This window comes from Bacillus sp. FSL K6-0923 (genome assembly GCF_038630825.1).
GTDB classification, from domain to species: Bacteria; Bacillota; Bacilli; order Bacillales; family Bacillaceae; genus Bacillus; species Bacillus pumilus.
The window spans coordinates 1,209,176-1,227,480 of sequence record NZ_CP152044.1; the positions used below are offsets into that span (position 1 = coordinate 1,209,176).

25 protein-coding genes and 2 riboswitches are annotated in these 18,305 nt (G+C 41.9%); of the genes, 16 read left to right on the plus strand and 9 right to left on the minus strand.

Going from position 1 to position 18,305, the window contains the following annotated elements; all coding sequences use genetic code 11:
* Window positions 1-94 precede the first annotated feature (94 nt).
* The 10 genes from MHI16_RS06000 to MHI16_RS06045 all read left to right on the plus strand — a co-directional run bounded on the left by MHI16_RS06000 (window position 95) and on the right by MHI16_RS06045 (window position 9,079).
* Complete coding sequence (locus MHI16_RS06000; RefSeq protein ID WP_058014284.1) at window positions 95-1,936, plus strand: monovalent cation:proton antiporter family protein; 1,842 nt, start codon at window positions 95-97, stop codon at window positions 1,934-1,936.
* A 59-nt stretch (window positions 1,937-1,995) separates the two neighbouring features.
* A riboswitch (TPP riboswitch) is annotated at window positions 1,996-2,105 on the plus strand.
* A 78-nt stretch (window positions 2,106-2,183) separates the two neighbouring features.
* The gene (tenA, locus tag MHI16_RS06005; RefSeq protein WP_144462314.1) at window positions 2,184-2,894 is read left to right on the plus strand and encodes a thiaminase II; all 711 of its coding nucleotides are present in this window, start codon (window positions 2,184-2,186) and stop codon (window positions 2,892-2,894) included.
* Window positions 2,869-3,486, plus strand: a complete 618-nt coding sequence (gene tenI, locus MHI16_RS06010; protein WP_061407366.1) for a thiazole tautomerase TenI — start codon at window positions 2,869-2,871, stop codon at window positions 3,484-3,486. The genes tenA and tenI overlap by 26 nt, the downstream gene beginning before the upstream one ends.
* Window positions 3,470-4,582: a glycine oxidase ThiO gene (gene thiO, locus MHI16_RS06015; RefSeq protein ID WP_342498137.1), complete on the plus strand. Its 1,113-nt coding sequence runs from the start codon at window positions 3,470-3,472 to the stop codon at window positions 4,580-4,582. The genes tenI and thiO overlap by 17 nt, the downstream gene beginning before the upstream one ends.
* The gene (thiS, locus tag MHI16_RS06020) at window positions 4,579-4,782 is read left to right on the plus strand and encodes a sulfur carrier protein ThiS (protein WP_003210896.1); all 204 of its coding nucleotides are present in this window, start codon (window positions 4,579-4,581) and stop codon (window positions 4,780-4,782) included. Before thiO ends, thiS begins: the two co-directional genes overlap by 4 nt.
* 4 nt (window positions 4,783-4,786) lie before the next feature.
* The gene (locus MHI16_RS06025) at window positions 4,787-5,554 is read left to right on the plus strand and encodes a thiazole synthase (RefSeq protein ID WP_058014279.1); all 768 of its coding nucleotides are present in this window, start codon (window positions 4,787-4,789) and stop codon (window positions 5,552-5,554) included.
* Window positions 5,551-6,564: a thiazole biosynthesis adenylyltransferase ThiF gene (locus MHI16_RS06030; RefSeq protein WP_268466960.1), complete on the plus strand. Its 1,014-nt coding sequence runs from the start codon at window positions 5,551-5,553 to the stop codon at window positions 6,562-6,564. The genes MHI16_RS06025 and MHI16_RS06030 overlap by 4 nt, the downstream gene beginning before the upstream one ends.
* 16 nt (window positions 6,565-6,580) lie before the next feature.
* Window positions 6,581-7,387, plus strand: a complete 807-nt coding sequence (gene thiD / locus MHI16_RS06035) for a bifunctional hydroxymethylpyrimidine kinase/phosphomethylpyrimidine kinase (protein ID WP_058014278.1) — start codon at window positions 6,581-6,583, stop codon at window positions 7,385-7,387.
* 150 nt (window positions 7,388-7,537) lie between these two features.
* Window positions 7,538-8,314 (plus strand): enoyl-ACP reductase FabI, encoded by a 777-nt coding sequence (fabI, locus tag MHI16_RS06040; RefSeq protein WP_003211867.1) that lies wholly within the window; start codon window positions 7,538-7,540, stop codon window positions 8,312-8,314.
* Between the two features lie 114 nt (window positions 8,315-8,428).
* Entirely contained in the window at window positions 8,429-9,079 is a 651-nt protein-coding gene (locus MHI16_RS06045) for a CotO family spore coat protein (protein ID WP_342498138.1), read from the plus strand.
* A 35-nt stretch (window positions 9,080-9,114) separates the two neighbouring features.
* Here MHI16_RS06045 and MHI16_RS06050 read toward each other — a convergent pair whose 3' ends face one another.
* The 5 genes from MHI16_RS06050 to MHI16_RS06070 all read right to left on the minus strand — a co-directional run bounded on the left by MHI16_RS06050 (window position 9,115) and on the right by MHI16_RS06070 (window position 11,750).
* Window positions 9,115-9,558: a CotY/CotZ family spore coat protein gene (locus MHI16_RS06050; RefSeq protein WP_003212499.1), complete on the minus strand. Its 444-nt coding sequence runs from the start codon at window positions 9,556-9,558 to the stop codon at window positions 9,115-9,117.
* A gap of 202 nt (window positions 9,559-9,760) precedes the next feature.
* Window positions 9,761-10,252: a CotY/CotZ family spore coat protein gene (locus MHI16_RS06055; protein ID WP_003211658.1), complete on the minus strand. Its 492-nt coding sequence runs from the start codon at window positions 10,250-10,252 to the stop codon at window positions 9,761-9,763.
* A gap of 146 nt (window positions 10,253-10,398) precedes the next feature.
* Window positions 10,399-10,881 carry a spore coat protein gene (locus MHI16_RS06060; RefSeq protein ID WP_003212213.1) on the minus strand — a complete coding sequence of 161 codons (483 nt, stop codon included), beginning with the start codon at window positions 10,879-10,881 and terminating at the stop codon, window positions 10,399-10,401.
* A gap of 100 nt (window positions 10,882-10,981) precedes the next feature.
* Window positions 10,982-11,311 (minus strand): hypothetical protein, encoded by a 330-nt coding sequence (locus MHI16_RS06065; RefSeq protein ID WP_034619991.1) that lies wholly within the window; start codon window positions 11,309-11,311, stop codon window positions 10,982-10,984.
* Window positions 11,312-11,354: 43 nt separating this feature from the next.
* A complete protein-coding gene (locus MHI16_RS06070; RefSeq protein ID WP_226805033.1) occupies window positions 11,355-11,750 on the minus strand; it encodes a spore coat protein in 396 nt (131 codons plus the stop codon).
* Window positions 11,751-11,918: 168 nt separating this feature from the next.
* Between MHI16_RS06070 and MHI16_RS06075 the strand changes: the two genes are divergently transcribed.
* The 5 genes from MHI16_RS06075 to MHI16_RS06095 all read left to right on the plus strand — a co-directional run bounded on the left by MHI16_RS06075 (window position 11,919) and on the right by MHI16_RS06095 (window position 13,394).
* Window positions 11,919-12,269 carry a DUF1360 domain-containing protein gene (locus MHI16_RS06075; protein ID WP_034620057.1) on the plus strand — a complete coding sequence of 117 codons (351 nt, stop codon included), beginning with the start codon at window positions 11,919-11,921 and terminating at the stop codon, window positions 12,267-12,269.
* A gap of 71 nt (window positions 12,270-12,340) precedes the next feature.
* Entirely contained in the window at window positions 12,341-12,469 is a 129-nt protein-coding gene (locus MHI16_RS06080) for a hypothetical protein (RefSeq protein WP_003211271.1), read from the plus strand.
* Between the two features lie 85 nt (window positions 12,470-12,554).
* Window positions 12,555-12,776, plus strand: coding sequence for a hypothetical protein (locus MHI16_RS06085; RefSeq protein WP_003211789.1), 222 nt, complete (start codon window positions 12,555-12,557; stop codon window positions 12,774-12,776).
* Between the two features lie 84 nt (window positions 12,777-12,860).
* Window positions 12,861-12,998, plus strand: a complete 138-nt coding sequence (locus MHI16_RS06090) for a YjcZ family sporulation protein (protein WP_003212017.1) — start codon at window positions 12,861-12,863, stop codon at window positions 12,996-12,998.
* Between the two features lie 138 nt (window positions 12,999-13,136).
* Complete coding sequence (locus MHI16_RS06095) at window positions 13,137-13,394, plus strand: stage VI sporulation protein F (RefSeq protein ID WP_003212292.1); 258 nt, start codon at window positions 13,137-13,139, stop codon at window positions 13,392-13,394.
* A 16-nt stretch (window positions 13,395-13,410) separates the two neighbouring features.
* Here the strand turns inward: MHI16_RS06095 and MHI16_RS06100 are convergent, their stop codons facing one another.
* Complete coding sequence (locus tag MHI16_RS06100; RefSeq protein WP_342498139.1) at window positions 13,411-15,723, minus strand: ATP-dependent helicase; 2,313 nt, start codon at window positions 15,721-15,723, stop codon at window positions 13,411-13,413.
* A 126-nt stretch (window positions 15,724-15,849) separates the two neighbouring features.
* Between MHI16_RS06100 and MHI16_RS06105 the strand changes: the two genes are divergently transcribed.
* Entirely contained in the window at window positions 15,850-16,107 is a 258-nt protein-coding gene (locus MHI16_RS06105) for a hypothetical protein (RefSeq protein WP_058014270.1), read from the plus strand.
* An 83-nt stretch (window positions 16,108-16,190) separates the two neighbouring features.
* Here MHI16_RS06105 and MHI16_RS06110 read toward each other — a convergent pair whose 3' ends face one another.
* Genes MHI16_RS06110 through MHI16_RS06120 form a run of 3 tightly spaced genes read right to left on the minus strand, consistent with a single transcriptional unit; the run spans window position 16,191 to window position 17,940 of the window.
* Complete coding sequence (locus MHI16_RS06110; RefSeq protein WP_342498140.1) at window positions 16,191-16,625, minus strand: GNAT family N-acetyltransferase; 435 nt, start codon at window positions 16,623-16,625, stop codon at window positions 16,191-16,193.
* Between the two features lie 6 nt (window positions 16,626-16,631).
* Window positions 16,632-17,147: a YjcG family protein gene (locus MHI16_RS06115; RefSeq protein WP_058014268.1), complete on the minus strand. Its 516-nt coding sequence runs from the start codon at window positions 17,145-17,147 to the stop codon at window positions 16,632-16,634.
* A gap of 52 nt (window positions 17,148-17,199) precedes the next feature.
* A complete protein-coding gene (locus MHI16_RS06120; protein WP_003211044.1) occupies window positions 17,200-17,940 on the minus strand; it encodes an esterase family protein in 741 nt (246 codons plus the stop codon).
* A gap of 221 nt (window positions 17,941-18,161) precedes the next feature.
* Window positions 18,162-18,283, plus strand: a riboswitch (SAM riboswitch).
* Window positions 18,284-18,305 lie beyond the last annotated feature (22 nt).

Below are 18,305 nucleotides of genomic sequence, written 5' to 3' on the forward strand. Positions count from 1 at the left end.
CGAATGGCTTTCTTTTCATTTAGGCAATTGTTAGAATCAATGCTTTAACGTAAACCTTAAAAGATTAAACATCAATGTTAGGAGGCTTTAGCCAATGGAGCATACATCTGTTTCATCACTCGTTGTCGTTATTATTGTTGCCTTTTTCACCCCACTTTTATTGCACCGATTTAAGCTGACCATTCCGGTCGTTGTTGCTGAGATCATCATGGGGCTCATCATTGGAAAAAGCGGTCTTCAACTGGTTGTTGAACATGATGCGTGGTTAGATACGTTATCCATGCTCGGTTTTATTTTTCTGATGTTTTTAAGTGGACTTGAAATAGATTTTTCTTCTTTCGAGTCAAAGAAGAAAGCACGAGAACTGCCAAATGGTCTAAAAGAACCAAATACGTTTATTGCAGCCACTATTGTTTTTCTTGGCGTATTTAGTATTTCTTTTATCCTGTCTTATGCGTTTGTTCTTGCAGGGTTTATCCAAAATGCCTTTTTAATGACGCTCATTATATCGACGATCTCGTTAGGGGTAGTGGTTCCCACCTTAAAAGAGGAAAAATTGATGCAGACGAATATCGGTCAAATCATCTTGCTTGTCGCTGTCATTGCTGATTTGGTGACAATGATTTTACTTGCTGTATTTTCCTCCATTTATGGCGATGGTACAGGGAATATGTGGCTTCTGCTCTTATTATTTGCTGCAGGCATCCTTCTTTATTTATTTGGCCGCGTATTTAAGACAAAGTCAATTTTTCAGTCCATGTCAAAAGGGACCGTGCAAATTGGGACAAGGGCGATCTTTACTCTCATTATAGTCTTAGTTGCCTTATCTGAATCACTCGGTGCTGAAAATATTCTTGGGGCATTTTTAGCAGGTGTGCTTGTGTCTCTTCTTTCGCCGAATAAAGAGCTTGTTCAGCAGCTGGATTCATTTGGCTACGGATTTTTGATCCCTATCTTCTTTGTGATGGTCGGAGTTGATTTGAATATATGGGCACTGTTCAAGGACCCAACCATTATGATCATGATCCCGCTGCTATTTATTGCATTACTGATTAGTAAGCTCATTCCGATCCTTTATTTGAAAAAATGGTATGACATGAAAAAAGTGATCGGCTCTGGCTTTTTATTAACATCGACGTTATCACTCGTCATTGCAGCAGCGACGATCGGGGAGCGGCTTGGAGTCATTGATCACAAAATGTCTGGCGCGCTGATTTTAGTCGCGGTACTCACGAGTATTTTAACGCCTGTTTGGTTTAAAGCGCTGTTTAAAAAAGAACAAGCTGCGAGCCATAAAAAACGTGTGACCTTTATTGGTGCAAATCAGCTCACCTTACCTGTCACACTCGATTTACATCAGGATGAATATGATATTCGAATTTTGCATGTCTTTCAAGAAAATAAAGAAGCGCTGCTTGCCGACTCCATCTTTGAAGTGGAATCGATTGAGAAGTACGACGATGAGACGCTGCGAAAGGCAGGCGTTGGCCGGGAGGATGTCCTCGTCGTCGCAACAGGCAGTGAGACAAAAAATAAGGAAATTGCTTTATTTGCAAAGGAAGAAGGAGCAAAACAAGTTATTGCGAGTGTGAATAAAGCTGAGGCAGAGCTGACATTGAAGGAAGCGGGCATTGATACGTTTTCTAATTTCCTATCATCTAAAACGGTGCTAAGAGCTCTGATTGAAGCACCAGATGCGATTCGATTATTAACAAATGAGGATACTTCCTTGTATCAAATTCAAATGAACAATCATCGCTTTCACAATGTCATGCTCAGGGAGTTTCCGTTTACCGGCGATTTGGTCTTTGTCCGTATTTTCAGAGGGGTAGACAGTTTAGTCCCACATGGAGATACGACGCTTAGAAGCGGCGACCGTGTGCTTGTGTCGGGCTCTCGTGAATATGTGGCAGGACTAAGAGCCCAATTAGAGTAACAATGAACCCTTGACCAATGAACAATTCCTGATTAAGATAGAAGTACAACATCATATATTTGATCCACTAGGGGAGTCCTTTAAAAGGGCTGAGATAAAAGTATTGACTTTTAGACCCTCATTACCTGAACAGGTTCATACCTGCGTAGGGAAGTGGTGCGGTTTTTGATTATGCTTTTGACAAATTCCAAGCCACTTTCCATATGGAAAGTGGTTTTTTTATATGGAAAAACAGGAGGAGAGAAACATGACGTTTTCAACTGAATGTAAAGAAGCAGCAGCAACATGGTGGAATGGAAGCTTTACACACCCCTTTGTGAAAGGGATTGGAGATGGCACGCTGTCACTCGATCGTTTCACTTATTACGTGATGCAGGATTCATATTATTTAACTCATTTTGCAAAGGTGCAAGCATATGGAGCGGCGATTAGTGAGGACTTACATACGACGGGCAGAATGGCGTATCATGCGCAGGGGACGTATGAAGCGGAGCTGTCGCTGCATAGAAAGTTTACAGAGCTTTTAGAGATTTCAGATGAAGCCATCGAGAACTTTAAGCCATCTCCAACTGCTTACGCGTATACCTCACATATGTACCGATCTGTGAAAAGCGGACGATTCGAAGAGATATTGGCTGCGTTATTGCCGTGCTACTGGCTTTATTATGAGGTGGGTGAAAAGCTGAAACAAACCACACCTGACCATCCGATTTATCAAGAATGGATTTTGACATATGGAGGGGATTGGTTTAAGGAGCTCGTCTTTGAACAGGTCAACCGCTTTGATGAACTAGCCGAAAAAGCACCAGAACATGTGCGGGCCAATATGAAAGAAAATTTTGTGATTTCTAGCTATTACGAATACCATTTCTGGGAGATGGCGTATCAAAAAGAAATGTGGCAAACAGCATGCTTAGATGGGGTTGGTGCAAATGGAACTCCACGCAGTGACAAATGATTCGCTTCCTGCGGAAGAGCTGATCAAACAAATAATAGCCATTGTATCTGAAGTGGATTTTATTCATATACGGGAACGGTCTAAAACAGCAAGTGAGCTTGTTGATATCGTGAAATGTCTCCTTTTAGAAGGTGTACCAAAAGAGAAGCTCATGATCAACGACAGAGTAGACGTTGCGCTGCTCACCAATATTCACCGGGTACATCTCCCGGGCCATAGCTTTTCGCCAAAAGAGCTGCGGAAAAAATTCCCTCATCTTCATGTGGGTGTCTCCGTTCATTCGATAGAAGAAGGGAAAGCAGCTGAGAAAAATGGAGCAGAATATGTCATGTTTGGGCACGTATATGACACCACTTGTAAACCAGGACTTCAGGCAAGAGGCATACAGCTTGTGGAAGAACTGACATCTGTACTGTCTATACCAGTGGTGGCAATCGGTGGTGTGACACCTGAGCGCGTTCCAGAATTGAGACAAGCGAATGTGAAAGGGATTGCTGTCATGTCTGGAATTTTTACTCATCATCAGCCGCGCAAGATGGCACAAGCATTTTCTAAACAAGTAAAGGAGAATCCTTATGAAGAAGCATTATGATGTGGCGATCATTGGTGGTGGAATCATAGGGATGTCCATTGCCTATCACCTTGCAAAAGCAGGAAAGCAGGTCGTTTTATTTGAGGCGAATGAGGCAGGGAAGCAAACGACAAGTGCTGCTGCTGGGATGCTTGGTGCACATGCTGAAGGAGAGGGTCATGAGGATATTTTCTTTCAAGCAGGCAGAGCAAGCCAGGCATTGTACGAGAAGTTAAAAGTCGATTTACGGCATGAATCTGGCATTGATATTCGAACATCAGTGGGCGGTATCATGAAGGTAGCCTTTACCGAAGAGGAGAAACAAGCACTTTGCCGGATGCAGCATTTGTCTACATTTGAGTGGATGGACGCAAGCAGCGTAAAAAAATGCATGCCTCAAATGGCAGAGAACATCCTAGGAGCAGGTTTGATTAAAGAGGATGTTCATGTCGAACCTTATGCGGTATGCCGAGCATTTTGGCAGGCGGCGGTCAGGTACGGGGCAGAAGTGAAAGAGTGTACACCCGTGATCGAAGTGAAGCGGGAGAAAGAAGCGTTAGCAATTAGAACAACGATGGGAACATTCACATGTGATGAACTAACTGTAGCAAGTGGTGTATGGTCTAGCCATTTTTTTGAAGAGCTTGGATTATCTCATTCTCTTTATCCAGTAAAAGGGGAATGTGTGTCTGTATGGAATCATGGTTCAGCACTCCAACACACCATTTACCATGATCATTGTTACATCGTTCAACGAGATAGCGGCAAACTGATCGTTGGCGCAACGATGAAGCCAAACGAGTGGCAAACTGTTCCAACGCTTGGCGGTATCGAAGCTGTCATTCAAAAGGCGTCACAGCTGATGCCTTCGATCAAGGAGATGCCGATTGATCAGTGCTGGGCTGGCCTTCGTCCGGCGACAAGCGACCGGCATCCCTACATTGGAAGACACCCAGAAGATCGGCGTATTCTTTTTGCTGCTGGTCATTACAGAAATGGTATTTTACTTGCTCCGATTACTGGAAAGATCATTCGCGACCTGATATTAGGTGAACCGGTCAAAAAAGAATGGCTTCACGCATTTCGTATTGACCGAAAGGAGGCACTGTTTGTATGAAAATTCAATTGAATGGCAGAATCGTTGATTTCGATCAAGAGAATGGAACGATCTATGACCTGCTATCAGACTATCAGCTTGAAAATCGAGTAGTGATTGTGGAAAAGAACCAAGAAATTATTGATAAAGAAGCGTTTCAACAAGTGAAAATTCAACCTAATGATACGATCGAAATCGTTCACTTTGTAGGAGGAGGATGACAACATGCTGCATATTGGCGGAAAAACATTCACATCTAGATTATTACTTGGTACAGGGAAGTACCCATCATTTGAAATTCAAAAAGAAGCTGTGAACGTATCAGAAGCAGAAATATTAACCTTTGCTGTGAGAAGAATGAACATTTTCGAAGCATCTCAGCCTAACTTTTTGGAACAGCTGGATTTATCTAAATATACGCTGCTTCCGAATACAGCTGGTGCAAGTACAGCAGAAGAGGCAGTTCGTATTGCTCGCTTAGCGAAGGCTTCCGGACTGTGTGACATGATCAAGGTAGAAGTCATTGGCTGCTCAAGGTCTCTTCTGCCAGATCCAGTCGAAACGTTAAAAGCATCCGAAATGCTACTCGAAGAAGGATTTATCGTGCTGCCATATACATCTGATGATGTGGTACTGGCAAGAAAATTAGAAGAGCTTGGTGTCCATGCTATCATGCCAGGTGCTTCGCCGATTGGTTCAGGGCAAGGCTTACTAAACCCTCTGAATCTCTCATTTATTATCGAGCAGGCGAAGGTACCAGTGATTATTGATGCTGGTGTAGGCTCTCCAAAAGATGCGGCTTATGCGATGGAGCTAGGAGCTGACGCTGTATTACTGAACACAGCTGTGTCAGGCGCTAAGGACCCTGTGAAAATGGCAAAAGCCATGAAACTGGCGATTGAATCAGGAAGGCTAGGCTTCGAGGCAGGACGCATTCCATTGAAAAACTACGGGACAGCAAGTAGCCCGCAGGAAGGAATGCCGGCATTTTGAGCACTCGTTATTCACGTCAAGAGCTCTTTCAGCCAATCGGCACAGAGGGGCAAAAGCGGTTAAATGACTCAAAGGCTGTCATTATTGGTGCGGGAGCGCTTGGGACAGCTAGTGCTGAAATGCTTGTTCGTGCTGGCGTTGGATCTGTCACCATTTTGGATCGAGATTATATTGAGTGGAGCAACCTTCAGCGTCAGCAGCTTTACACAGAGCAAGATGTGCAGGATCGGCTGCCAAAGGCCGTGGCGGCTGAAAATAGACTCAAACAGATAAATAGTGACGTACAGGTCAAGGGAATCGTCGTCGATGTGACCGCTGAATATATTGACGAACTGGTCAGCGGCGCTTCAATCATTGTCGATGCAGCGGATAATTTTGAAGTGAGAATGATCGCTAATGATGCTGCTGTGAAACATCAAATTCCATTCCTTTATGGAGCTTGCGTTGCCAGCTATGGTATTCAATTTACTGTCATTCCTGGTGAAACACCGTGTTTACACTGCCTTCTTGAACATTTACCCGCACAGGGAATGACATGTGATACAGCCGGTATCATTAGTCCAGTTGTGCAGCAGGTGGCAGCATATCAAGTGGCAGATGCCCTGAAGTATTTAACGGGTCATCAAGTGACGCCGATATTAAGATCGTTTGATTTATGGACCAATGAACGGTCTGACATCCGATCAGCCAGTTCCTTAAAGAAAAAACAATGTCCAAGCTGCGGAATGAAAACATATCCTTTTCTCTCCTATGACAAGAGAGCAAAGGCAGATGTACTATGCGGCCGCAATACGGTCCAAATCCGCAGTGCAGCTGAAACTCCGCCTTCGTTACACGAAGTGGCTCTTCGGTTAAAGAAAGCAGGGATGGATGTCCTTGAAAATCCGTATTTGCTTTCCTGTCAAAAGGATGAATATAAGCTTGTCTTATTTAAAGACGGCAGAGCCCTTATCCATGGCACAAATGATATGGCAAAAGCAAGAACCATTTATCATCAATGGATTGGCTAATGAGAGGTGTGATGAAATGACGATTAAAAAAGCATTTACAATCGCAGGTTCTGATTCTGGCGGCGGAGCAGGCATTCAAGCTGATTTAAAAACCTTTCAGGAGCTCGGTGTGTTCGGAATGTCTGCAATCACAGCGATTACAGCACAAAACACACGAGGTGTTCATGGGGTATATCCGCTTTCAATCGAGGCGTTAGAAAGTCAAATTGATGCAGTGGCAGAGGATTTACTGCCAGATGCCGTCAAAACAGGGATGCTGTGGAGTGCAGATATGATCAAGATAGTTGCTGAAAAAACGGTTCAATATGACATGAAGCTCATTGTCGATCCAGTGATGATCGCAAAAGGAGGCGCTTCTTTATTAAATGAAGATGCGGTCTTAGCGATGAAAACACACTTGCTACCTGTCAGCTATGCCGTAACGCCGAATCTTCCTGAGACAGAAGTGCTGACAGGCATGCGCATTCAGACAAAAGAGGATCGCTATCTAGCAGCGGAGCGTTTATATGAGCTTGGTACGAAACATGTCGTGATCAAAGGGGGACATGGCCCCTCTGGCGGTATGATAACAGACCTGTTGTATGATGGAAAAGGCTTTATAGAAGTCACAAACGAACATATTGATACCCCGCATACACATGGCACAGGCTGCACGTTTGCAGCGTCATTAACAGCTGAAATTGCGAAAGGATATTCCATGAGAGAAGCTTTTGAAACTGCAGAAACCTTTGTCCATGAAGCCATCAAGTACCCTTTGAATATTGGAGCTGGAAACGGACCTACCAACCATTTTGCTTATCAGCAAAACCGGCTCAAACGATAATAAAGTCAAACCGTCTTCACTCGTGTGGACGGTTTTTTGATGAAAAAGAAACTTTCTTTCAGCGGAAATTGTCATTCTCTCATGATCTGTGATAATATTATGATCAGGTACTAATACTATGTCTTGAAAAAATAGGAGGCTTTATTACATATGAACTTTTCTTTAGAAGGCCGTAATATCGTGGTAATGGGTGTTGCCAACAAACGAAGCATTGCTTGGGGAATTGCCCGCTCACTTCACGAAGCTGGAGCTCGTTTGATTTTTACTTATGTTGGAGATCGTCTTGCTGAATCTGTAAAAGAACTTGCAAGCACACTTGAGCGCGATGATTCAATCATTCTTCCATGTGACGTGACAAGTGACGAAGAAATCGAAAAATGTTTCGCTACAATTAAAGAAAAAGTACAAGTCATTCATGGCGTTGCGCATGCGATTGCATTTGCAAACAAAGAAGAACTTGTCGGTGAATACTTAAACACGAACCGTGAAGGTTTCCTTTTGGCGCACAACATTAGCGCATACTCATTAACAGCTGTAGCAAAAGCAGCACGTCCATTGATGACAGAAGGTGGAAGCATCGTCACGCTTACATACCTAGGCGGAGAGCGTGTGGTTTCTAACTACAACGTAATGGGTGTAGCAAAAGCAGCACTTGAAGCAAGTGTGAAATACTTAGCAGCTGATTTAGGCGCAGAAGGTATTCGTGTGAATAGTATTTCTGCTGGTCCAATTCGTACGCTGTCTGCAAAAGGCATCAGTGGCTTTAATACCATTCTGAAGGATATTGAAGAGCGTGCACCGCTTCGCCGTACAACGACTCCTGAAGAAGTTGGCGATACAGCTCTATTCTTATTCAGTGATCTATCACGCGGCATGACAGGTGAGAACCTGCATGTTGATTCTGGCTTCCATATCATTGCCCGCTAAACAACTAAATGATTTGCAGCATACCGAATAAGGGTATGCTGTTTTTTTATTTTTCTTCTGATTTGAGTCGTCCGCTCATATATATAAGGAATGAATCATTCGGGAGGGATTAGTATGTCAAATAAAGGTGATGAGAACCAGAAGCCGCTTATGTATATTGTTCAGCCGAGCTATGATGAATCAATGCCGGCCATGCAAAATATTGTGAGAAAGCGAAAGAAATCAGAAAAACCGCAAGAAAGTCATCAGAGTGCAAAAGACGTGATCGAAGAAAGTACGCACGAGGAGCCTGTGGCTCAAGAAATCGAGAAGAAAAAAGAAGCCGAGCCATCTGAACTTCAGCAAGAACAAGACATTACAGAAGAAGCTGAGGTTACACAAGAACAAGACATCACACAAGAAGCTGAGGTTACACAAGAACAAGACATCACGCAAGAACCGGAACTTACACAAGAAAGAAAGCCCCAGCAAGAAGAGGAAAAGCCGCCAGAAGGTGTATTTCATGAAACAAAAGAAGAACCTAGAAGAAAACGAGTGAAAAAGCCTTTAAGTCAGATGAGCATTGACGAAAAAGTCGATTTTCTCACAAGCCTGCCTCATAATATGCCAAGAGCCCTTTGCCTAATTGAAGCTGATGGTAAAACATATAGAGGGATTATCATGGATCGAAAAGAAGATACAGTGGTCATTCGAACAGCGGGCGGGGGAAATCCAGTTGAATTAGCAATAGATGAAATTTCCTCGATTCATCCGCTTGGCTTTTAACGAATAAAAAAAGTCCCATAGAGGGACTTTTTTTGTTAGCAGTTACGGTTGATGAGTCGTGGATTTAAGCACTCGATTGCGCAGAAGCAGTCAAGATCTACTTCAATGCAATACTTCGATTTTTCTAATCGGAACACATCACATACGGAATCTTTATCTGTAAAATCTAAAATATGACGGTCTTTGTCAAATGCGATAAGCAAGCTGAGTGTTGCGCAGTGATCACAGATATGTTCGACTCTGAAAAATGCAGTGCTGAAGCAAGGGCCTGCATCTACTTCTCCGACGTTTCCGAATGCGACGAATGGTTTTGATTTGGATGTAAAGAGAACAAACGGGACAGTGTCACCTAATGAATGGGATGAAGAAAGGAGATTGCTGTAACAGCTGGTCGGGCATTCTTCTTCGACGGCATTTTGTAAGTCGTTAATATTTTCAACAGCCTCTGCTACACAGCTCCATGAATGTTTGCGGCTCATATTCAACCCTCCTATACTAGGAATTTTGTTTGAGTGTTTGAGCACTGTCATCATCTACAAGCTATCTTTGCCGGCTGATACTTCTACTTTCAATCAATGCGGCAGCGGCAGCTCTTATGCTGACTGCTCCGCATGATTGACTGTCATTCGTAAGGAAGGGGATGCTTTGACTCATGACAAGTTAGATCAACGGCCGGTTGATTTAGCCGTGGTGATGATGCTTTTTATCTTTCGATGGCATGACTCTGTCGACAAGCTCTGGGTTTAAGCATTGGATTGCGCAGAAGCAGTTTAGATCAACCTCAATACAAAAGTCCGTTTTCTCTAAACCAAAGAAGTCAGGGTCACAAGGGTGACACACGCTTAGCGTATGTCCGTGTACATCAACAGGTCTTAATACAGATAACGTAGCACAGCAGTCGTGTAATTTTTCAACCCGGAAGAAAATGGATTCGAAGCATTGGCAATCGTCAACAAATCCTCCAATGTTTCCGAAAGTAGAGAACAATCCGCCCTTTTTATCGAAAAGTAAAAACGGAATCGTATCTTTTCCAGAAACGGTTGGGCTTAATAAATTACTGTAGCAGCTCGTAGGACATTTATCTTCTACGGCTTCCTGCTCTGCTAAAATCTTATCAACCGCATCGCATACACAGTTTTCATCATGTCGGCCATGGTGTTTTCCGCAGCTCATGGATTTCAGCTCCTTTAACAAGGTATTTGACTTTAGTCCTTAACAACATATGTATGCGCCCTCTAGTTGGTGTGGGTAAATGACCATTTATATTTGTTGTATTTTTATAAAAGGAAAAGCAGAGCTTTTCGCTCTGCTTTTGGACATTAGAGGATACCGATTGCAACGATTAGCGCAGCTAAAATTTGTACAAGCGCTTGAACTGAAACTGCTACATCTGCATCGACTGTTGTAACACTTACATCTCGAGAATTTTCAATGACAAGTTTTTGACGGTTTGCTTGTTTAGATGACGTTAACTGTACTAGATCTTGTGCGATTTCATCAGCTAAGTCATTGTCAGCAATCGAAATGTTAATAATTGCAACTAAGGCCAGCTGTATCGCTACTTGAATAGAAACTGCGATTTGAGCATCAACTGTAGAAACATTGATATCGCAAGAATCCCTAATAATGATGACTTCTTCTGAAATTTGCTTATTTTGCGAAAATTGCTCCGCTATTTGTAAAACGTTTTCGTCATCATCACAATGGTCATGACATACAGGCTTTCTATCGAAGTGATGGTGGTGTTCTTGATGTGTACAGTTGCGATCAAGTGCTACCCATGAATAAGGTTTTGATTCCATATTCTCTTCCTCCTCTCGTTTACTTTATTAAATGCGAAATATTGATTTTGGATTGAGGCAAATACCTTGATATAAGCACCCATTTTTATTCATTGTTGTTTTATTCAGTCTCCTTTCGCTGATGAATACGATGTCTCAATGTGTTTGTTCTTTTTCCACGCCTAGTTTTTGAATCAGTTGCTTCTGGTTGTTGAGCAACTTGAGTTTCTTCTTGACGTTTTTTTTCTTTCTGTGATTCAACAAAATCATTTGCCTTCTTTTGAAGGTCTTCAACTAATTTTAAAATATTTCTTTTTTGTTCATCATCTAAAGGGCGTCTATTTTCTGCTGTAATGTTGTACTTATTTAAAACATCACTGACAAGCAGGCTGGTTAAAGGGTCTACATTTGTATCAATATTGTAATCTTGTTTTTTATTATTTTCAGACAAGCTATTTCACCTCTTTCATACATGATGTTAGAAAAAGAAAGGGTCAAAGAATGCCGGCTTCAACTAAGAGTACATTCAATGTTTGAGTGAGAATTTGGACGGAGTTCATAATGGATGCATCAGTTAATGTAATCGTGATGTTATGGCAATTGATGATTTGAATCACAGTTTTCTTTTGGACTGTCACTTGTTGTGTGGCTAAAATCTGATCTGTGATATCTGCAGCCAATTCATCGTCTGGTACAAGAAGCTGGATTAAAAGAGTAATGATTGTCGTTACGGTCGCTTGAAGGGAGAGTGCGGCTGTTACATCTGTTTTATGAATTGTGACATTTTCGGAATCTTTGATCTCAATGAAATCATCATAATTGCTGATTAATTCGTTTAACAGTTGTGTGTATAATAAATCAGCACTTTCTTCAATAGACAATACTTTCACTCCTTTCTTATCTATACATTATTTAATGCAGCAGAGGCTCAAGGTGGAATCGGAAAGTGTGAAAAAGTACAACCCAATTTTATTTCTGCTCGATTCATCATGGCGGTCTTTCTTTTTGCATATATAAAGAAAGGACGCAAAAAAGAAGAAAGAAGGAGGTGGAGGCTCCTGAGCGGTGCTTTGTCATTTGTCGTGTTTGCCCTCGCATCCTTTAGACTGACGAGGCTCATTGTGTTTGATACCATTACTGCTCCTTTCCGCCGTTTATTTCATGAAGAACAAGAAGAGGTCAATGAACAAGGTGAAGTAGAGACATATATCATCATTAAAGGTAAAGGGCTGCGGTCTTGGGTAGGAGAGCTGTTAAGCTGTTATTGGTGTACTGGCATGTGGTGCACTGCTGCTTTACTTCTGATATACATATTATTTCCTGTCATTAGCATGTGGCTTAATTTACTATTAGCGATTGCCGCAGCAGCAGGCATTATTGAAGCGATCGTCTCAAAGCTGGTGAAATAAACAGGCATTCTGATCAGACACGCTTTTAAAAAATGCATATACTATCATGGAATAGGAAAGGAAGGGTTGCGATGAAACCAACTGAAACGCCGTCACATACGCTTCAAGGTTATCCAGCGCAGTCAAATCAACAATCTGTTTATACGAAGAAAATTAAAAAAGCAGGCTGCGGCTGTGGAAACAAAAAGAAACCTCAATAAAGGAAAAACAAAAGCCGGATTTATCCGGTTTTTTTGTTGCCCTTTTTTTGAGTGATGCATATGTAAGAGAGAAGGGGTGACCAGAATGGATGCATTCGAACAATTAATCGGTTCCTTGTTCACTAACCCCCATGATGGGAAAGAGCAAGCGCATGAAAAGGTTGAAATGGATCTAACGGATAAAGCGAAGGATCTTGAGGAGCATTTAAAAGCATTTGGCGTGAAAATGGATGCTTTTGCGAAAGAAACAGAAGCATTCATGATACGTCATGGAGAGGCAGATTACGTCTTTAAACAGCAGAAATAAAAATTCCGCACTTTTTTATGTGATCGTCCAAACCATTTGTTGTATTTTTCATATTTTGTAAGGGAGAAGAGGAGGTGCTTATATATGAGTTGTTACGGTTACGGTGGCGGTTCTTGCGGCGGCTACGGCGGAGGTTATGGCGGCGGATATGGATCAACATTTGTTCTTGTCGTTGTGCTTTTCATCCTTCTAATCATCGTTGGTGCTTCTTTCTTTAACTAAACAGTAAGAAGGTGAGGGAAGCAATAGGGGAGCCTTTTGCTTTCCTTTCTCTTTGGGCAAACAAGGCTTTAGGATAGGCACATATCTCGCCTATTTTCATATAGTAAGGTGATTACTCCACAAAGAGGAGGCAAATGAATGGATAATAAATTCTTTAAAAGCGTTGAAAATAAAACGGGTGTGAATATGAACGATGTTTTTAAGCTTGCAGGTTCTTTGCAAAATGCCAACTTTAAAGATGAAGCAACGGTTCGAGGCGTCATTAAAAAAGTAGCGCAGCTTGCGAATAAACGTGTACCGAAAGAAATGGAAGACAAAATCGTTCAATCGATTACAAGTGGAAAAGAAAAGCTTGATTTCAATACCATCGCTAAAATGATGAACAACAAAAAATAAACAACAGGCTCTCCGCTTAAAGGGGGGCCTGTTGTTTTTCTGTGAATAATGCTCGATTTTTCTTTAGTAGGGGATATAAAAAGCGCGAGCGATGAGCGGTTTTTCCTCGTCTAAATGATGGAACCGATAGATAAAGAGATTGTTCAGCTCTTGTCATAGCCACGTATAATAAACGGCGCTCTTCTTCCAAGGCTTCTTCTTCACCGTTTCTGAGTTCATCGAGTGAGAAATCATGAGGCAGTGCTCCGTCGACAACGCAAGTGATGTACACCGTTTGGAATTCCAGTCCCTTTGCACGGTGAATCGTCATGAGCTGAACACCTGGTTCGTCTGTTTTTTCCTTTTCGGCAGACTTCATATGTTCGGCGTGTGCGAGAAAGGCTTCAATCGTTTCAAAGCGTTTGGCGGCGGTTTTTACATCTCGTACATCATCAGCCCCTTTTTCAAGTACATTCGTATCATTCACTCGTTTTTTTAAGTAATCACCAAGTCCCATCTTTTGTTCAATAAACGCCACAGCGTCAGACGGCTTTAAATTTCGTAACGTGCGGAACAGAGGAACAATGGATTGCAGCTTTTTCTGTTGAAACGGCTGAATATCTGTTAGTTTTCCGAGTGCGTCGACCATTGAACAATCTTCCGTGATGGTCAGTGCCTTCATTGTGTTTAAGGTCTGCTGCTTTAAAAAGAAAACCGGAAGCAGCTGTTTCATAGCAGCCACATCATCAGCATCCTGACTTAAAGAGAGAAAGGCGAGAAGAACCCGAACAATTCGTCTGCTGTAGAAGGCTTTGACACCAGATTCCGTCTCATACGGAATCGCGGATTGATGCAGACGCTCATAAATCGCGCGGCCTCCCGTATTGGTGCGAAAGAGCACGCAGATATCACTCGGCTTTGCGCCGTTTTTAATTTTCTCCTGAATATCTGACACGATCATGGTCGCTTCCTCTTCCTCGTCATATGGATAAAAGAGCGTAGGCGGGATTGTCTCCGAACGGACGGCTTTTAACGTTTTCTCATAACGATGCTGATTTTTCTTAATAACGGCATCCGCACTTGCGACAATCGTATGATGCGACCGGTAATTGGCATGTAAATGAACAATCTGAGCCAAAGGATAATCTCGTTTAAATTCAAGAATGAAAGCAGGATTACTGCCCCTAAAGGCATAAATGGCTTGATCATCATCACCGACACAAAATAGCTGCTCAGTTTCTCCAGCTAATAGCTGAATCAATTGATATTGAACTGGATTTATATCCTGAAATTCATCCACCAAAATATACTTGAACCGTTCTTGATATCGTTTCAGTAGTTCAGGCTGTTCTGTCAGCATGTGCAAGCAGGCAATGGCCATGTCATCAAAGTCAAATTGCTGATTGTCTCGTTTTTGCTGTTCATAAGATTGATAGATCGTCCACATGTGTTTTTCTTTTTCATCCTTCAAATCAGGAAGCTCGCCTGGTAAAAAAGCATTTTTCCAAAAGCCGATCGATTGCAGGACTTGATCGGTAGGGTAGTTTTTTTCATCTAGTCCTTCATTCATGATGGCTTTCCGAATGTACTGTTCCTTCTGCCAATCAAACTTGATCAGGTGCTGGCCGTTCCATTTGTTTGCGTCATCGTGAAGCAGCATTTTATAAAAAAGACTGTGGAAAGTGCCTGTCACCACTTGGCTTGCTTGTGATGGGTGAAGCTGATATTGCTTGCGCAGTCTTTCTTTCATTTCACTGCTGGCTTTTGTGGTGAAAGTCACGAGTAAGATATGGTGAGCAGGAATATGATGATGTGACATGAGATAAGCCGCTCTTGCTGTCAGGACTCTTGTTTTCCCGCTGCCAGCGCCAGCCAGCACCAGCATTGGACCGTCTTTATGTGTGACAGCTTGAAGCTGCGGTGTGCTAAAGGTGATATGCGGAAAGAGATCGATGGTATGTGCTTGTTCATTCTCTTCTAAATGTAACGCATCACTAAATTGAATCGACCTTGGTTCCTGCCAGTCATATGATTCATTCGTTTGCGAGATGATTTGTTTACCTGTTGGAAAACGGAAGCCCCCAAGTTCTTTATAAGAAGCACTTTCCTCTCGCTCTGCGTGTTTTTTCTGATCTTCTTGTTCTTCTGCTTGTTCACACAGCTCTTGCTGAGACATATGTTTATGAATAAAGGCAGGTTCTTCATGTATATTTAATCTAAAAAAGACTGGTTGTCCGCAATATGGGCAGAATAAGTGCCCTTTTTTTCCCTCGTCATGGAGGAATTGATAATGTTCTCTCGAATACGTATGTAATGAGATCGTTCGATCATGTCGTCGTGCGCATTTCAAAGCTAGTCCTCCAATAGTTAATCAATCTTAAAAAGAAACACATCTAATCATATCAAATGAGACGTGTTTCAAACAGTATTAATTAGGGAATAGTAGAGTAGAAGAGAAGCAAAGGAGGCGTTCTTGATGGGATATATAGCCCCGATTCAGCCGGATCTGTATTTTCAATATATCAATCGTCCTGCTCCTCAGGATAAAGAAGACTACGCGAAAGTAACTAAGGTTACTCGCACCTTTCATGACAAGGTATACAGAGAGCTGGAGAAAAAAGAGGACTTAGTGACAGAAGCGGAAACGAAAGTACAGCAAAAAAAACGGGAACGCTTTGTACGAGATATGTTTATGGAGGAAGGCAAAGGCGTTCATATTAATACGTATATATAAATGATTGCGCTTTCTTCCATTGACGAACGATGATAAAGAAAAAGCCAGAGCATCATCCATGATGTCCTGGCTTTTTCTTTTGGTCAAACAGACAGCGTTTTTGTCATTTTGACATGTGTGATCCCTGCTTCTTCAAATGGCTCAGATACGGCTGTGTAGCCTTTTTTTTCGTAGAAAGGAAGAGCTTGGACTTGTGCGTGCATAACTGCTTCCTTCGCTCCATTCGCAATGGCTTCTGTTTCCAGCGCTTCTAATAGTTTGTGGCCAAGGCCGAAAGCGCGCGCCTCTTTTAACACACAAATTCGTTCTAGCTTTGCCTTTGGCCCTTCAATGATCCGTAATCTAGCGGCTGCTTGAGGCTTCATTTCATCGTTATAAATGACAAAATGAATGGCCTCGTCTTCTAGTTCATCTATTTCAATCTCTATTGGGACTTCTTGTTCTTTGACGAATACTTCTTTTCGAACGTAATATGCATCTTCTCGTTGTGTTTGTGCTGTTGCAATGACTGTTTTCAAATGTACTTAACCCTCTTCTCCTAAAATAAATGTTTCATAGACGGTCCAAGATCCGTTCTCTAATTGATATAAAAGGTGGAAGCGATCCACTGTTTCTTCATGGTCAATCTTTCTCAGCTTTAATGTGCCAAGAACGTCTGAATGCTCATCATCTGATAGTTTTTGAGCCACTGTCACATGCGGAACAAAGGCATATTCAGGTGTACCCTCAAGTGGATCTGCATACAACCTTTCATTGAGCGCCATGATTTCTTCGTTCGGTTCTACTTTCATATAAATAACGTTGTTTACAGGAGCGAATGAACTGAATTTTTTAATACGTAATGTAACAGGAGAAGCATTTTTTGCATACTCTCTTAACGTTGAGACGACCTCAGCCGCTTCTAGATCCGTTAATTCAAAAGGTGTTCTAAGTGTTAAATGAGGCGGTATGAGTGCATAGTTCGGATCATAACGCTTCCGGTAAGAGTTCGCAATATCTTGCAATTTTTTTGATGGAAATATAACAACTCCGTATTTCATCTTGTTCCCTCCTGATTAAGAAAGTATTTATTATTGTTTATTATAACAAAATTCAGTTGATTAACGAATATGGGAGCATTCTTTTTAACGAAGGCGCAATGAGCGGCTGCCAAAACGTCCATTTATGATCCCCTTCGAATGTCTCAAATAAATAATCCGCACCTGACTGTTCAAGAAGTGCCTTTAAATCGTCGTTTGGCTGAATAAAATCAAGCACTTGGCCATCTGTCGTTTTCACAGCCGTTTCTTCCAGTCCAATTTGATGGATAATTGCATAATGAGAAAGGGCTGTCGACTGTTTAACAGCTTCTAAGACTGACTCATCAACGTAAGGTGACTGCAAAATGAGTCCGCCAAATAAAGAAGGATAATCAATCGCTGTCATAAGAGAAATTGTAGCACCTAGTGAATCACCAATAAACGTGCGACCTGAGCCAATTTGATAGGTTGGATAATGCGTATCAATATAAGGGACAAGTTCATTTGCTAAAAAGCGTTTATACGCTTCAAATTTTGTGCCGTCTGGATGATACGTATTCCGTCTTTCCGTGACATTTTCATAAGGAACACCAATGATAATGGAGCGTTCCATTTCTTTGTTTTGCATCAATTCTTCTGCCTGTCTGCCTATTTTTCCTAAGCGGAAATAATCATGACCATCCTGGGCAATGATGACATGATATGTATAAAGGGGGGAATAATTGACTGGCAAATAGATCAAAAGGGTCACATCCGCCCCAAGTTCTTTTGAATGTAAGGTTTCTTCTTGAATAATGCCTGTTTTCTTCACCATAATCCATTCCTCCAGCTAACCGATTTCATCACAAAGTGAAACGTTTCCATTCATTGTAACATGAAAAATAGCGTTGTTCCTATATGCTAACATGCAATCAATTCAGTTAACACCGAATCTGTTATAAAATACAGAAAATTTCAATTAATTGTTCAGATTCCTCTTGAAAAATGAGATTTAATGCGTTACAGTATTAGGAATTAGAACAGACAGACAACACATTCTTATCGTGAGAGGTGGAGGGACTGGCCCTTTGAAACCTCAGCAACCGGTATGCATCACTTCATGTGATGTACCAAGGTGCTAAATCCAGCAAGCAGCTTTTTTGCTTGGAAGATAAGAGGAAGCGATTAAAACCCCTTCTT

Excerpts from the sequence above, each read along its gene's own strand:
- thiO (WP_342498137.1), top strand. The coding sequence starts at position 3,470 with ATGAAGAAGCATTATGATGTGGCGATCATTGGTGGTGGAATCATAGGG.
- tenA (WP_144462314.1), top strand. The coding sequence starts at position 2,184 with ATGACGTTTTCAACTGAATGTAAAGAAGCAGCAGCAACATGGTGGAAT.
- thiD (WP_058014278.1), top strand. The coding sequence starts at position 6,581 with ATGACGATTAAAAAAGCATTTACAATCGCAGGTTCTGATTCTGGCGGC.
- MHI16_RS06120 (WP_003211044.1), bottom strand. The coding sequence starts at position 17,940 with ATGGTGAAGAAAACAGGCATTATTCAAGAAGAAACCTTACATTCAAAA.
- MHI16_RS06090 (WP_003212017.1), top strand. The coding sequence starts at position 12,861 with ATGAGTTGTTACGGTTACGGTGGCGGTTCTTGCGGCGGCTACGGCGGA.
- MHI16_RS06025 (WP_058014279.1), top strand. The coding sequence starts at position 4,787 with ATGCTGCATATTGGCGGAAAAACATTCACATCTAGATTATTACTTGGT.
- MHI16_RS06055 (WP_003211658.1), bottom strand. The coding sequence starts at position 10,252 with ATGAGCTGCGGAAAACACCATGGCCGACATGATGAAAACTGTGTATGC.
- MHI16_RS06000 (WP_058014284.1), top strand. The coding sequence starts at position 95 with ATGGAGCATACATCTGTTTCATCACTCGTTGTCGTTATTATTGTTGCC.
- MHI16_RS06085 (WP_003211789.1), top strand. The coding sequence starts at position 12,555 with ATGGATGCATTCGAACAATTAATCGGTTCCTTGTTCACTAACCCCCAT.
- MHI16_RS06115 (WP_058014268.1), bottom strand. The coding sequence starts at position 17,147 with ATGAAATACGGAGTTGTTATATTTCCATCAAAAAAATTGCAAGATATT.
- tenI (WP_061407366.1), top strand. The coding sequence starts at position 2,869 with ATGGAACTCCACGCAGTGACAAATGATTCGCTTCCTGCGGAAGAGCTG.
- MHI16_RS06105 (WP_058014270.1), top strand. The coding sequence starts at position 15,850 with ATGGGATATATAGCCCCGATTCAGCCGGATCTGTATTTTCAATATATC.
- thiS (WP_003210896.1), top strand. The coding sequence starts at position 4,579 with ATGAAAATTCAATTGAATGGCAGAATCGTTGATTTCGATCAAGAGAAT.
- fabI (WP_003211867.1), top strand. The coding sequence starts at position 7,538 with ATGAACTTTTCTTTAGAAGGCCGTAATATCGTGGTAATGGGTGTTGCC.
- MHI16_RS06060 (WP_003212213.1), bottom strand. The coding sequence starts at position 10,881 with ATGGAATCAAAACCTTATTCATGGGTAGCACTTGATCGCAACTGTACA.
- MHI16_RS06080 (WP_003211271.1), top strand. The coding sequence starts at position 12,341 with ATGAAACCAACTGAAACGCCGTCACATACGCTTCAAGGTTATCCAGCG.
- MHI16_RS06045 (WP_342498138.1), top strand. The coding sequence starts at position 8,429 with ATGTCAAATAAAGGTGATGAGAACCAGAAGCCGCTTATGTATATTGTT.
- MHI16_RS06095 (WP_003212292.1), top strand. The coding sequence starts at position 13,137 with ATGGATAATAAATTCTTTAAAAGCGTTGAAAATAAAACGGGTGTGAAT.
- MHI16_RS06050 (WP_003212499.1), bottom strand. The coding sequence starts at position 9,558 with ATGAGCCGCAAACATTCATGGAGCTGTGTAGCAGAGGCTGTTGAAAAT.